Source organism: Mycoplasma pogonae (assembly GCF_054170725.1).
Genome location: NZ_JBSWZS010000010.1, coordinates 36,728 through 51,333, shown reverse-complemented (window position 1 = coordinate 51,333; position 14,606 = coordinate 36,728). Strand labels below are relative to the sequence as shown.

Sequence of the window (14,606 nt, the reverse complement as noted above, 5' to 3'; positions counted from 1 at the left end):
AATTTTTGAATTTTAGGTTTGAATTTTTGCTAATAAAAATAAAAAAAGAAGAAAGTTTGAAAAATGATTTTTGTTTAAAAAAAACATAAATTCTTTAATAATGATTTTTCATTCATACTATCCTTTTAATTAAAAAATATAAAATTTAAATTAAAATAAAACATCCTTTAATTAAAAATTGAAGGATGTTAAATAAACACGTATTGTGAATGATTTATATTTTTGTTATATTAAAACTAATTCTGTAAGTTTGATTCAATAATAGCTAATTTATTATGTTTTTTAAATTTATATCTTCTAAATATCAAGATAAATGTCGGCAAAATAAATAAAGTACCTATTATTATAAAAAGCGAACCTATTCAAATTATTTTTCCATCTACAACTATTCATATGCCTACAGCGGTAAGCATTAATATAATAAAAATATATAATAATAAATTTATAAAATAACTTTTAAAATTTGTAACATTTGGAAGTAAGTTTTTTCTATGCAGTAATTTCATTTAATTTCCTCGCAATTTTGCTGTAAGTTAACCCAAACATTTTAAAAACAAAATCTCACCAAATAAATGAAAAGTTAATTAAAAACTTATATGTATTAGCAAATTTTTCTTTAATTTTTTTGAAACTTATAATGAAATTGCTATTGGTGTTATCAGATGTTGAAACTGTAATTTTCTGTATAACTACCGCTACAATATCAATCATTTTCGAATAGAACATGTTTCTACTGCTTTCTAGCAAAATAACTTTATTTTGTGTTGTTTGTTTAGGATTAAAAATTTAATACTTATAATAATTATATAGCTTTAATTAAGAATATAAAATTAAGTGTAAAGTTTCTGCAGATTTTAAGTAAAAATTTATTTTTTATTGTCTTTTTTTATGTAAAATAATTGTATTTTTAATTAAAAAATAAAAAAAAGGAATCATTTTTAAACCAAAAATAAGTGATTAAGAAAATTAGTTTCCAATCTAAAAAATATGCTTATAATTATTTAGCAATTTATTAAAAATAGTAATATATTTAATAGTAATTATTTAATCTAAAAAATAAAAAAAGAAAGGAATATTATGTATAAAAAATTTTCTGATGGAATGATCGAAGTCATTACAGGACCAATGTTTTCTGGAAAAAGTGATGAATTATTAAAACGCGTTGTTTCATTACATTATGCTAGTGTTCCCATTTTATTATTTAAACCTACAATTGATAATCGCTTTTCTGATGATCAAATTATTTCACGCTCAGGCGCTAAAAAAGATGCTTTTAATGTGGGCAACTCTCAAGAAATTAGGGATATTATTAACAAGCAAAAAAAACGTTTTCGTGCAATTGCAATTGATGAGGTACATTTTTTTGATCAAGATTTAGTAGATTTAATTGTTGAACTTGCAGATCAAGGTTACCGGGTAATTTTGAGTGGTTTAGACCAAGATTATTTGCGTCGTCCTTTTGGCATTATGCCCACACTATTATCGCTTGCAGAACATATCACAAAATTGCAAGCCGTATGTGTAAACTGTAAAAATGCCGCTTCAACAACTTTTAGAAAAATTTCTGATTCTTCACTAAATTTGATTGGCGATTCTGATGAATACGAGGCTCGCTGCCGAGCATGTCATATTAAAGGTGAATACTTAAAATTAAATAAACAAGAAAAGTAGGGCATTTTACCCTACTTTTTATTTATTATTAATTAATACTCTTTTTTTACCTTCATATTGATATTCATAACAATATAATTTTTGGTCATTCATTTCTAAAATAACAGCATTTTTAATCGGTTTTAAAGAGGCTCGATAAACTTTTAATCTCTTATTGTTTAAAATAATAAAGGCTCCCGGGTTATGGCTTAAGGCTCTAATTTTTCTTAATGCAATTTCGGCATTATCAATTAAAAAAAATTCAGCCATTTCTTTAGTAATTTTCGGTGAGTAGGTTACTGAATTAAAATTTTGTTTTTCTGGTTGTAATTTATTTTCATACAAATCATTAACTCACTGAACAATATTTTTAGCAGCTAGTGTTGCAAGAATTTTAAATAAATCTTCTGAATTATCATTTTCTTGAATTTTATATTTTACTTGAGCTAGCATATCTCCCGCATCCATCTCTTGTGCCATGTACATGAAAGTAATTCCTGTGGTATCATCACCATTCAAAAGTGCATGTTGAATCGGTGCTGCTCCTCGATATTTAGGCAATAAAGAGCCATGCACATTTAGAGAGCCCTTTTTAGCTAGTTTTAATATTTTGCTTGGAATATACTGTCCAAAAGCTGCTGTGATTAAAAAATCAAATTTTAAAGTGGATAATTCCGAATAAATTTCACCAATTTTCTCATGTTGAAATAGTTTAATATCTTTTTGAGTAGCCAATTCTTTTGTGGGTGTTGTTTGAATTTTATATCCCCTTTTTGCAGGGCGATCTGGCTGGGAAATGATTGCTAAAACATCAAAATTTTCAATAAGAGGTTGAAAAACTGTAGCAGAAAATTCTGTTGTGCCTGCTAAAATTAATTTAATCTTTTTAGACATTTTCCCCTCATGATTCAAAAATTGATTGGTATACTTCCACACTAATTTCTTGCGGCCTAATATTTTTATTTAAATTAAATCTTTCAAAAGTTTGGTAAATCTTGTCTTCAGCAATAAATTGTTTTCAATTATTAATTAATGTTTTGCGTTTCATAGCAAAAGATTTTTTAATAAAATACAAAAATTTTTCACTATTTAAAGATATCTTTTTATCAAAAGTTAGTGTAATTACAGCTGAAGTTACTTTTGGGATTGGTTGAAATGATTCCGGAGATACAGTAAAATGTTTTTTAATTGTTGCAAAGTGTTGTGCTGCAATTGACAATTTACCATAATCACTTGTATTAACTTTAGCAGCCAGGCGATTAGCTACTTCATTTTGAACCATAATTGTAATTGAACTAAACATTGAAACATGCTCAAAAATTTTAAATAAGATTTGGCTAGTGATGTAATAAGGTAAATTGGCAACAATTTTCTTTTTACCATTTCATTCAAAATTAGCTTCCAAAAAATCTTGATGCTGTAATTTAAAATTATTTGCTTGAATTTTTTGTTGCAAAATTTCTATCATGTCGTTATCAATTTCATAAGCTTCAACATCTTTTGCTAATTGTACAAGTTTCTCTGTTAATGCTCCTTGCCCAGGACCAATTTCAATAATGCTTTGATTTTGTACTTCTGAGATATTGATAATTTTTTCAATGATATTTTTATCAATCAAAAAATTTTGGCCAAATTTTTTCTTTGCTTTGATGCTTCTAGACATTAAAAACATCCTTAGCATTTTGAAATAAATGTTTAGTTAAATCAGCCTCACTCACGCCTTTTAGATTAGCTACAAATTTTGTAATCTCTTTAATATAGTAAGAATGATTTCTTTTCCCTCGATAAGGTACAGGGGTTAGAAAAGGGGCATCAGTTTCTACAAATAAACGATTAAGGGGGGTTTGCAAAACAACATCACGAGTTTCTTGTGCATTTTTAAAAGTTATAACACCAGAAAAAGATAAATAGTATCCTCTTTCTAAAAATGTTTTTGCCCATTTTAGGCCACCGCTGTAAGTATGAAATACTATTTTTAATTTATTATATTTTTCTTCTAATAAAATATTATTTACATCTTCATAAGCAGCTTCTTCTCTAACATGCAACATGACAGGAAGATTATATTTTAAAGCAAAATCTAATTGCATTTTAAAAGTAGTTATTTGTACTTCTCGCTTTGGGTTTAGTGGGTGGTAATAATCTAGTCCAATTTCACCAATACCAATAATTTTATTATTAGCGATGAATTTTTCTAATTTTGATACATTTTCTTTTTCCACTTCTGAAGGATGTATTCCTAAAAGGGGGAATAAGTTTTGCGGGAATTTTTTGCAAAGCTCTAATAATTCTGGAGTTTCACGAATTGAAGTCCCAACAAAAAACATCTTTGTAATATTATGCTTTAAATTTTTCTCAACTTCTTTTTCTGGTTGGGAATAATACTCTTTATAAGGATGAGTATGAACATCAATATATTTCATTTTTAATCTCCTATTTTTTAAATTTAAATAATTATATTAAACAGTATTTTTTTGAAAAGAAAAAAGAGTCTTCAAAAACTCTTTATTACTTTATTTTATCATTAACATCAATTAATGTATAAATTAACGCTTCCCCGCCTAAGTTTTCTTCAAAATTAGCAACTTCTAGGTCATTGATTAAATCATTACCTAAAAAAGCTGATATTTGTGCATATTTTTGAAATGGAAAATCTTGTGGAGCTATATTTTTAAAAAGTACATTCTTAAAAATTTTTCCATAAGGAATTAAATTATTATAAGTGGTTACATCTTCTTCATAATAATATTTTTCAGCTGAAAACTCAAAAATAAAGCCACTTGAATGCAATAAGTAAATTTTTTTAGTTGTTTCACTTTCATCCTCAAAAAATAAAACATCAGTAAAGTCAATAAATTTATTATCTTGTGGTTGTCAAAAAGTTCCAATTATTAATGTATTTTCTGCTCATTTTTTTTCAAACTCCGAATTTGAAAATTTATTTAAATTTTCTTGTGGTTTGTACATAAATTTAAATTTATTAATATTAAATAGAAATCATAATCAATTTTTCCATATTGAATCTTTATATAAATCGCCCCATTCTAATTTTTGAATTTCAGGCGCAATAATCTGAACATCATTTCTGTAATATAAGTAAGTTTTTAAATTTTCTAATGTTTTTTTTGTATCAATTTTCATTTGTGATTTTATATAATCATTTTTTGCTTTTTCATCTGAAAAAACAGTATTTAAAAGATTATTAATGGGTTCGCTTTTTAAAAATATATTTCATTTTTGTTCATCACTTTGATAATAATTAATTATTTGTTTTTGTGCAGTTTCAAAAGAAGTTTGCACAATAGAATAAGAATCTACATGAGCGCAACTAATTAATAAAAAAGGTAATCCAACAGGTGCCAAAAAAAACATTTTTTTAAATCGCATTTTTATCACTCTTAGGAATTAGCAACATTCACGCTGGAGTTGGTGTTTTAGAATCCATAATTTCTTGTTCAAATTGATAAACATCTTTTAATCTATTATGCATTATTCCAGAATGATAGGCATCTCTAAAATATTTTAAAGGCGCCGGTTCTTTACCATCAAAATAAACATTTAAAGGTTCTAGTGCAACATCTGTCGCTCCAGCTTCTTTTCTGATTCTAAAAACTAAAAATGTTTTTTCAATTAAAAGAAAAATATCACTCATCTGATTTGAATGGACACCCAAGCCTGCTTCTTCTCCTTCTTCAATATTTGTTCCGTTATATTGAGAAGGTTGATAAGGATTTAGTGTTTTTAAATATTTTGAATATTTTTCCGAAAATCTATTTGTTCTATTGCCTAAATCCCCCAAAGCATATCAATCATAAAATTTAAATTCAAATTTATTAATATTTTTTAAAACTAAATATCAATTTTTAGAGAATAATTGCTTTAACTTTTTTAAATCTTCACTTTTTTTAGAAACTAAAACTATGTCTGCTTGTTGTTTGATTTCCGCTAAAGTCTTTTGGATATATTCTGAATTTTTTTGTTGCTCTAAAAATTGAAATTTCTCAACTTCTTTTTTACCAAAAACTTTATCTGCTAGTTGATCCAAAATTGTTATTTCTCCAATTGTTTCAAAACCACCACCCGGTTGTATTGGCTCGATGCTAAAATCTGCTTGAGTACCACATGAAGCTAGAAAAATTGCAGTTGAGGGGACAACTAAGGGTACAATTTTTAAAAATAAACTTTTAGATTTCATCTGTGCTCCTTAAAATATAGCGTGTAATTTTAGCTTCATTTTTAGCGTTAATTTTTTTTATTGCATCTTTTATCATTGGTTGAATTATTGCTTTTGAAAAATTTTCAAAATAATTGGAATCATTATATATTTGATATATTTGGTCATTATATGGAATATCAAAGGGTTCATCTAAATAACTATCTTTTCTTAATTGATAATTTATTTCATAATTTCTTTCAGTAATTATATTTTTTTCTAATTCTGTAAATAAATCTTGAAAGTTTTCTCTATTATCAATCACAAATAAATCCGGTCATACAAAAATTTTGGGCTGGTTGTTTTTAATTACATACATAATTTTAATAAAAATATTTTTTGTATAACGCAAATATATTGCTTGCTTATGAGTATAAATGTCACCTTTTTGATTTGGGATATCTATAAAATACATTTCTTGGATTTTGTTTTCCGGAATTTTTTTTAATAAACTATTTTGGTTATCTTTTAAAAGGTCAATGATTTCTTCGTTGGATCCAAATCCAAAATCTCAAAAACTATTTGAAGTAATGCTGTAAGTATTTAAAATAAAAAACATTTTATTAATATTTTTTAAATACCAGTATCAATCATTACTTAGTGTAAAAAACAATTTATCTGCTGCTTTGATTTTTGCAATTGAATTTTTAGTAATCGAACTATTTAATGATGCTGATGAAATTAAAAAATCATTTCAAATTAATGAATGTTGAACTTCAATTAAATTAGTAGCTGGTTGTGTGTTTTGAGTAAATAAATAATTTTTTTCCGCATTTATATTATCTTTAAACAAAAGTTTTAATAGCTTTTCAATTTGCTTATCAGCAGAAAAATCTCGTCTAGGTTTTAGCAAAACTGAAACATCGCTTTTTTTATCATTGTCTTCATAATTTTGCCCACAAGATACAAGAGTTATTGATCCAAAAATTGATAAACCAAATAAACTAGCTTTTTTTAGTAATTTTTTCATAATAAATACTTTCTAAATTATCGTATTTAGCTCCTGAATAAACTATTTTTCCTTTATGAATCAGTGTTAAGCTATCTGCGTATTTATTAACTTCACTTAAAATATGCGAAGAAATAAAAATTGTTTTGTTGTTTTTTTTCAAATTTTCTAAAATACTAAATAATTCATATCTTGCTGTTGGATCTAAATTGGCTGCTGGTTCATCTAAAATAATAATTTCAGGGTTATGAATTAAAGCTTGAATTAATAAAACTTTTTTTTGTTGTCCTGAAGAAAAAAAAGCTGGTTTTTTATTTTTTAGGTTTTGAATTTCAAATTCTTTTAAAAAATCATCAATTTTCTTGATTGCATCCGCCTTAGTAACTCCGGACATGCGCGCAAAAAGTAATAAATATTGTTGCGTAGTTAATTCCTTAGGGAATTTAGCAGCCTCAGGTACATAACCTAACTTTATTTTTGAGCTCGCTAATTGGTTGCTTAAGTTATCTATTAAAACTTCTCCAGTTCAATTTGTGTAAGACCCGACAATGCACTTAATTGTTGTGGTTTTCCCAGAGCCATTTTCACCAATAAAAACGTGAAAGCTACCTTTATTGACATTAAAAGTTAAACTAAAAATTCCTTGATTATCTTTTGTTGAATAAATTTTAGTTAATTTTTTTACCTGCAAAATATGGTTCATTATCTAAAGTCCTTTTTACTATAGAATCTATAATTTAAGAAAATTAGAAATCCTATAAAAGCTACTCATATCAAAATGTAATAATTTTTATCTAGTGCAGTATTTTCCGCTTCTACACTATAAACGTCTTTGATATTTTGAAATAAAAAATTGTCATTAGATTGGAGTTGGAATCGAGTTACAATTTTATTGTTAATAATCTTTTGAATTTGAGAATATGAGCTAAATCCACCAATATTATAATTATATTCACCTAACTTAACTACAAGACTACTTGGTGTGTATTCCAATTCAGAATTATCATTTTTTAATAGTGTTTGTAATAATTCTTGATTTTCAGTTGAAAAATATAGATAATAAGCTAAAGCAGTAATGATATAAATTTGTTTTTCTGTTAGGTTTGTAATTTGATGTGTGTCAATTATTGAATTAAATAAAATTGTATTATTATCTTCAAAACTATCCATCACAACATTAGAAAATTCTGCAATTTTTGCAATTAAATCTTTTTTAGATATATTTTTATTTATTTTTTTAAAAAAATCAAATGCTATTTTATTAAAGTTTTTAGATTCTAATGCATCTCTTAAAACTTTCCATTTTAATTTTCCAACAAGATTATTAGGAGTTTGGAATGTATAACTATCTTCTAAAAAAACAACATCAAAATTGTCAGCTTTTTCACGAGCATAAATAATTTCTGAATTAATTAAGTTTGGAATTTGACTTTGATTTTTTAGTGCTCCAGGAACAATATATTGTTCTTCTAATTCAGAAGAAATATTTTTTACAAGGCCTTTAAATAAATAAGGATTTTTATTTAATTTATAAGAATTATAAATAGATCCTGGTTTTGAAAAATTAAAGTAATTTTTTAGGTTACTTTCAATATTATCTTGTTGATTTAAAATGTTTTGATTTTCATAACTAAAAATATCGATAAATTGCGAAGGTAATGATAGCCAAGAAAAAACCTGAAAGGGTAGGGCTGAGTTCTTTGTATAATTAAAAGCTTTTTCCAAATATGGCTTTTGCTTCTCGTTAAATTCTTTATTTTCAAATCCATTGGGCAAAATAAAAAATTTATCTTCATGGTTTTTTAAATAAAATTTTTCAAGGTTAGCTATATTACCGGCAGCATTTTGACTTGTGGGTATGTTTAAGTAGTGGGCATAACTATTGTTTCCCGAAACTGAAGATAAATTCAAAAAAGTTCCCACAATACTCAAAGGCACAAAAATAAATGTCGGGAGCGTTAAGGCTACTTTAGAATTGGTTTTTAATGCAATAAGAGAAGTAACGGAACCAAAAAATAAAGCCGCCATAAATGGAGATAATAATGAAAAAAATAAAAAGTTTCCAATAGCATTAATTTTATTAAAATTGAAAGCAAAAAATATTAAATTAAAAATTAAAATTAAAATCGCTCATGCAAAAGCAATAGTTATAAAAGTTAAAATTTTTCCTAAAATAATATTTTTTCTGGTAATTTTCTTAGAAAAGACAATAACTTCAATCCCCTCTTCTTCTATTTCCACAAAAATATTGATGACCTTAATACTTATAAAAATAATAGTAAACAATAATTCTACAAAAATTAATGAATAAAAAATAACATCAAAAGCACTTCCATTCAAATTCAATGCAAGACTTGTTATACTAAGAATTAGTGCTAACCCAAATAAAGCCAAGGGTACAACTAAAGTATTTTTTTTTCGAATAATTATTTTAAGTAAAAGAAGTGTGTAATGATTAAAGAATCATTTTTGGTTATTTTTTAAAAAATTTTTAAACATTTTCAGGTTTCTTTTCTACTAATAACTATTAAAAGTTATTAAAATTTTTAAAAAACAAAACTATAATATTTTGAAATTATACTACTAAAAAATTTTATTTTGCAACCAAAAAAACAAAAAATCGCATTGCTTGCGATTTTTTGAAAGAATTCTATTTTTGAATTTTTGAAAAAACATTGTTTGCCAAAGCTTTTTTAACTTGATTTAAAGCGCTTAAAAAAGCTTTCTCATCACTTGATCCATGAGCTTTTAAAACAATTCCATTGACACCGATGATTCAAGCAGCACCTACATTACGATAATCAAATCTTGATCTAATGCTTTTAAAAGCTGGTTTTAATAATAAAGCTGGAATTTTTCTAAAAATTGAAGCAGTTAATTCTTGTTTTAACAATTTAGAGAAAGTACCTACAGCACCTTCCATAGATTTTAAAGCAATATTTCCCCCATAGCCATCAGTTAAAATGATATCAGCTGGGGAATTTAAAATTTCTCTAGGTTCAATAAACCCAATAAAATTTAAATTTTTTTCTTCTTTTAAAAGATTAAAAGCTTCTTGATGAAAATCTAAACCTTTATTCTCTTCTATTCCGATATTTAAAATTGCAATTGAGGGTTTGTTATTTTTAAATAAAACATCATAAAAAGCCGTTGCAATTTTTGCTCATTCCACTAAATAATGTGCCTTAATTTCAACATTTGCCCCTGCATCTAAAAATAAAATTGATTTATCTTTTTTTAATTGCGGGAAAATCGGCATAAAAGCAGGGCGAGAAACATTTGGTAATCTTTTCAATTTTAAGCTTGAACTAGTTAAGATATTTGCTGATTCACCAGCAGACAGTACAGCATCCACTTCTTTCACTTTTAATAAATCAATTGCTTTATTCATTGAATTTTTCTCTGAGGCTGCTGCTCTTAAATTGTTTGTTTTAATTGAAACTTCAGGTTCATCAACAACAATTATATTTGTTGAATTTTTTAAATATTTTTGTATTTCCAACTCATTGCCCACTAGATAAATTTCAAAATCTGGATTTGTTGCTACAAATTCTTCTGCTGCTTTAATTGCTGGTTCGATACCTTTATCGCCACCCATAATATCAAATGCTATTTTTTTCATAAATACTCTCCATTACTCTATACTAATTAGAAAATCATATAAATCTTGATTACCAGAATGAATCTCAATTTCTAAATCTAGTTCACTATATTTTTCTTCAATTAATTCTGAAAGATCATTAGCTTCTAATTCAGAAATTTTTGCTCCATAATAAATTGTGATAATTTCTGTGTCTTCATTGACAACTTCTTCTAAGGTTTTTAAAACCGCTGTATTAATGTTTTTATTTGAAACAACAACATTACCATCTAAAATCCCTAAATAATCTCCAATATTAATTTTAACATCATTCATTACTGTTTTTTTTGCTGCTTGAGTGACTTTTACTTCTGAAATATTTAAAATTTCACTCATTATTAATTCTTTATTAGTGTTAAAATCAGTTTCTTCATTAAAATGCATAATAGCATTAATTCCTTGCATCTGATTTTTTGTTGGAATAATAATTATATTTTTATCCTTAACGGCTTTTGCTGCTTGCTGGGCAGCTAAAACAAAATTAGAGTTATTTGGTAAAACAAAAATATTTTCGGAATTCACTTCTTTAATAGCTTCAATAAAATCACTAATTGAAGGATTGCTATTTGCTGAAGATTCAATTATAAAGTGCGCTCCATGTGCTTGCATGATATCAATAATGCCTTGGCCATTATTACATGAAATAATCCCTGATTCTATAACTTTATTTTTTTGTTGCTGTGCTTGATTTTTGGTTTCACTAGCTTGTTCTTGCATATTTTCTGATTTAATTTTTAAAAATTCCCCATATTTTTGCACAAAATTCAAAAATTTACCTGGTTTAGCGACATGAGCATGAACTTTCAAAAGTTTTTCATCGCGCACAACAACAATGGAAGAGGCATAAATTTCATTTTCTAATTTTTCTTTAAATTTATCAGCATCAAATTTGTGGGGTTTCCTTAAATTAACAATTACTTCTGTGCAATAACCAAATTCACCATCATAAATTTCTTGATTAAAAATAAATTGAGTTTCTTGATTAGTTTTTTCATTTAAATTTACAGGTCGATCTTTTAAACTCAATAAAAAACCTTCTAAAATACATACAAGGCCTTCACCACCAGAATCTGTTGTCCCAACTTCTTTCAATACAGGCAGAATATTAGGGGTGTTAGCGCAACTTGTTTTTGCCAATTCTACAGCTTTTTCAAAAAATTCTAGTACAGTTGTTTTTGATGTTACAAAACTTTTTAAACCTTCAACAATTTCTCTGATAACAGTTAAAATCGTTCCTTCAACAGGTTTTAAAACCGAATCATAAGCTTTGTTTTTTCCTTCTTCAAAAGCTTTTAATAAATCTGTCGTGTTAACTTCATATAAGGATTTTTCTAACCCTTTAGAAAATCCTTTAAAAATTTGTGAAAGAATAACTCCAGAATTTCCTCTTGCAGCAAATAACATATTTTTTGCAAGCTGATTCATAGTAGAACTAATCTCGGTTTTTTCATTAATGTTTTCAATTCCGCCCATAATTGTTGCTGCCATATTGGTTCCTGTGTCACCATCAGGAACTGGAAAGACATTAATTGCATTAATTCTGTCTTTATTATTTTCCATATTATAAGCGGCTGAAAAAATACCACTTTTCAGTTGTTGAAGGTTCATGGTTTTCATTATTTTGCCACTCCTCTATAGTAAATGTTTACAGAATACACTTTGTAATTATTTTGTTGAAAACATAATTTAATCACTTGATTCAAACTTGTAGAAATATTTTTAAAATTAATGCCTAGTGTTGCAATTACAGCAATTTTAACAGCAAAACCTTTTTTACTTTCGTAAATTAAAATAGCTTGAGTAAGATTATTATCACTCAATTTTAAATTATTCAATTTGGAATCGGAATCAATCAAAGCAAAACCTTTGATTCCTGATATTTTCGAAACTTCTTTAATAATTTCGTTTTTTAAAATATCTAGATCTTTTTCTTCCACAAGTTTCCTTTTATTTAATAAATTATTAAATTTAAATTTATATGCTGCAAAATTTAAATTTTAGCATATTTATCATTTTTTAAGATTTTTGCAATTGCCCTTTAGATATTTGAAGATATTGTATAATTTCCATTATGTCTAAAAAACCTGTTTATTTACCACAACTTCCAAATAATGTTTTAAGAAAAAAATCAGTTGATGTTCCAATTCCTTTAGTCCAAGAAGACATTGAATTGGCTGAACAAATGATTGATCACATTGATTACTCACAAAATGACAAACAAACAATTTATCGTCCAGGAATTGGTGTGGCCGCAGTACAATATGGTATTTTAAAAAATGCTTTTTATATTCATGTCCCTGATTCTGAAAAATTAAAAGGATTTCGAGATGTTTTATTCAACCCCAAAATTCTAGGGACTTCAGATAGTTGAATTGCACTAGCCAATGGTGAAGGTTGTTTAAGTGTCCCTGAAGATCACCCTAAGCAAGAAGGGTATGTTCATAGAAAAAGTAGAATTATCGTTGAGGCTTATTCTTATTTCCAAAAAAAAGTTGTAACATTTAAAGTTAGTGGGTTTATTTCTATTGTATTTCAACACGAATTAGACCATTTACAAGGTAAATTATTTATTGATCATCTAGACAAAAAAAATCCTTGAAAAAAACGTTCTAATTGTTTATATATTAATTAAAAACTTTACAATAAATTTAATTGTAAAGTTTTTTTATGAAAATTATTTATTGTAATTTGGTGCATTTTTTTCAATTTCTACATTATGAGTATGAGATTCTTTTAATCCAGCGGAACTAATTTTAACAAACTGAGCTTTCGTTCTTAATTCTTCGATTGTTGCATTTCCTGTATAGCCCATTCCACTTCTTAAACCGCCAATAAGCTGAAAAATTTCATCTTTTACTTTACCTTTAAAAGGCACTCTTGCTTCCACGCCTTCTGGAACAAGTTTTTTAGCTTGCTTTTGTTGAAAGTAACGGTCACTACTTCCGCGTTTCATCGCTGCCAATGACCCCATGCCTACATAAGATTTATATTTTTTACCTGCTACAATTAATTCTTCCCCCGGTGATTCCTCGCAACCAGCTAAAATGCTTCCTAGCATTACAGTATGAGCTCCAGCTCCTATTGCTTTTGTAATATCGCCAGAATATTTGATTCCCCCATCAGCAATTATTGTGACTTGTTTATTTTTAGCTCATTCATAAACGTCATTAATTGCAGTAATTTGAGGTACACCAACACCAGCTACAATTCTTGTGGTACAAATGCTCCCTGGCCCAATCCCCACTTTTATAGCGTCAGCTCCTGCTTCATATAATGCCTGAGCTCCAATTGCTGTGGCAATATTTCCAGCAATTAAATCTACATTAGGAAACATTGCTTTAATTATTTTGACAGCACTAATTACATCTTTACTGTGACCATGTGCTGAATCTAAAACTAAAACATCAACTTCAGCTTCAACAAGCTTTTGGGCACGCTCTTTTAAATCAATGCCAATTCCAATTGCAGCACCCACCAACAAACGTCCTCGAGAATCTAAAGCAGCATCTGGGTAGTTATTTTTAGTTTCAATATCACTAATAGTAATTAATCCTTTAACTTCATTTTTAGAATTAACCAAGGGTAGTTTTTGAATTTTATTTTTCAGCATTAATTTTTTTGCTGCTTCAACTGAAATGCCTTTATTAGCAGTAATGGGATTTTTTGACATGACTTCAGAAACTTTTTTGTGTTCTGGAGTTACATATTTTAAATCGTGTTTAGTGATAATTCCTACTAGTTTATTATTTTGGTCTAAACACAAAATACTTGAAATATTATTTGTTTGAATCATATTAAAAGCCATTTGGATTTCTGCATTTGCAGAAATTGTAAATGGTTTTCAAACAATTCAAGAATCTTTTTGTTTTACTTTTTGAACTTCAAAAACTTGCTCTTCGATTGATAAATTTTTATGAATAATACCAATTCCTCCAGCTCGCGCCATTTCAATTGCTAACCCAGCTTCTGTAACTGTATCCATAGCTGCGCTAATTAGGGGGATATTTAATTCAATATTTTTGGTTAATTTTGTTTTTAAAGAAACTTCGCTTGGTAACTTTTCTGAATAACTCGGTACTAAAAGTAAGTCATCAAAAGTTAATCCTTCTGCAACAATTTTTCCATTTAAATCTTTATTTTTCATTTTTACTCCT

At 27.0% G+C, this 14,606-nt stretch carries 14 protein-coding genes; 2 read left to right on the top strand and 12 right to left on the bottom strand.

Annotation, left to right across the window (positions count from 1 at the left end; all coding sequences use genetic code 4):
• Positions 1-1,077 precede the first annotated feature (1,077 nt).
• The gene (locus tag ACW95P_RS03810) at positions 1,078-1,671 is read left to right on the top strand and encodes a thymidine kinase (protein WP_457961909.1); all 594 of its coding nucleotides are present in this window, start codon (positions 1,078-1,080) and stop codon (positions 1,669-1,671) included.
• Between the two features lie 18 nt (positions 1,672-1,689).
• Here ACW95P_RS03810 and fmt read toward each other — a convergent pair whose 3' ends face one another.
• The 11 genes from fmt to ACW95P_RS03755 form a co-directional block, all read right to left on the bottom strand.
• Positions 1,690-2,544 carry a methionyl-tRNA formyltransferase gene (fmt, locus tag ACW95P_RS03805; RefSeq protein ID WP_457961908.1) on the bottom strand — a complete coding sequence of 285 codons (855 nt, stop codon included), beginning with the start codon at positions 2,542-2,544 and terminating at the stop codon, positions 1,690-1,692.
• Complete coding sequence (gene rsmA, locus ACW95P_RS03800) at positions 2,537-3,313, bottom strand: 16S rRNA (adenine(1518)-N(6)/adenine(1519)-N(6))-dimethyltransferase RsmA (RefSeq protein ID WP_457961907.1); 777 nt, start codon at positions 3,311-3,313, stop codon at positions 2,537-2,539. The genes fmt and rsmA overlap by 8 nt, the downstream gene beginning before the upstream one ends.
• Complete coding sequence (locus ACW95P_RS03795; RefSeq protein WP_457961906.1) at positions 3,306-4,073, bottom strand: TatD family hydrolase; 768 nt, start codon at positions 4,071-4,073, stop codon at positions 3,306-3,308. Before ACW95P_RS03795 ends, rsmA begins: the two co-directional genes overlap by 8 nt.
• Positions 4,074-4,158: 85 nt before the next feature.
• Complete coding sequence (locus ACW95P_RS03790) at positions 4,159-5,037, bottom strand: aromatic motif membrane protein (RefSeq protein WP_457961905.1); 879 nt, start codon at positions 5,035-5,037, stop codon at positions 4,159-4,161.
• A complete protein-coding gene (locus ACW95P_RS03785; protein WP_457961904.1) occupies positions 5,027-5,845 on the bottom strand; it encodes an aromatic motif membrane protein in 819 nt (272 codons plus the stop codon). The genes ACW95P_RS03790 and ACW95P_RS03785 overlap by 11 nt, the downstream gene beginning before the upstream one ends.
• Positions 5,835-6,833 (bottom strand): aromatic motif membrane protein, encoded by a 999-nt coding sequence (locus tag ACW95P_RS03780; RefSeq protein WP_457961903.1) that lies wholly within the window; start codon positions 6,831-6,833, stop codon positions 5,835-5,837. The genes ACW95P_RS03785 and ACW95P_RS03780 overlap by 11 nt, the downstream gene beginning before the upstream one ends.
• The gene (locus tag ACW95P_RS03775) at positions 6,808-7,515 is read right to left on the bottom strand and encodes an ABC transporter ATP-binding protein (protein ID WP_457961902.1); all 708 of its coding nucleotides are present in this window, start codon (positions 7,513-7,515) and stop codon (positions 6,808-6,810) included. Before ACW95P_RS03775 ends, ACW95P_RS03780 begins: the two co-directional genes overlap by 26 nt.
• Positions 7,515-9,311, bottom strand: coding sequence for a hypothetical protein (locus ACW95P_RS03770; protein ID WP_457961901.1), 1,797 nt, complete (start codon positions 9,309-9,311; stop codon positions 7,515-7,517). The genes ACW95P_RS03775 and ACW95P_RS03770 overlap by 1 nt, the downstream gene beginning before the upstream one ends.
• Positions 9,312-9,462: 151 nt before the next feature.
• A complete protein-coding gene (plsX, locus tag ACW95P_RS03765; protein WP_457961900.1) occupies positions 9,463-10,434 on the bottom strand; it encodes a phosphate acyltransferase PlsX in 972 nt (323 codons plus the stop codon).
• Positions 10,435-10,446: 12 nt separating this feature from the next.
• A complete protein-coding gene (locus ACW95P_RS03760; RefSeq protein ID WP_457961899.1) occupies positions 10,447-12,069 on the bottom strand; it encodes a DAK2 domain-containing protein in 1,623 nt (540 codons plus the stop codon).
• Complete coding sequence (locus ACW95P_RS03755; protein WP_457961898.1) at positions 12,069-12,389, bottom strand: hypothetical protein; 321 nt, start codon at positions 12,387-12,389, stop codon at positions 12,069-12,071. Before ACW95P_RS03755 ends, ACW95P_RS03760 begins: the two co-directional genes overlap by 1 nt.
• Positions 12,390-12,523: 134 nt before the next feature.
• On the opposite strand from ACW95P_RS03755, the gene def reads away from it, so the two are divergent.
• Positions 12,524-13,084, top strand: a complete 561-nt coding sequence (gene def, locus ACW95P_RS03750) for a peptide deformylase (protein WP_457961897.1) — start codon at positions 12,524-12,526, stop codon at positions 13,082-13,084.
• Between the two features lie 42 nt (positions 13,085-13,126).
• Here the strand turns inward: def and guaB are convergent, their stop codons facing one another.
• Positions 13,127-14,596 carry an IMP dehydrogenase gene (gene guaB / locus ACW95P_RS03745; RefSeq protein ID WP_457961896.1) on the bottom strand — a complete coding sequence of 490 codons (1,470 nt, stop codon included), beginning with the start codon at positions 14,594-14,596 and terminating at the stop codon, positions 13,127-13,129.
• Between the last annotated feature and the right edge of the window lie 10 nt (positions 14,597-14,606).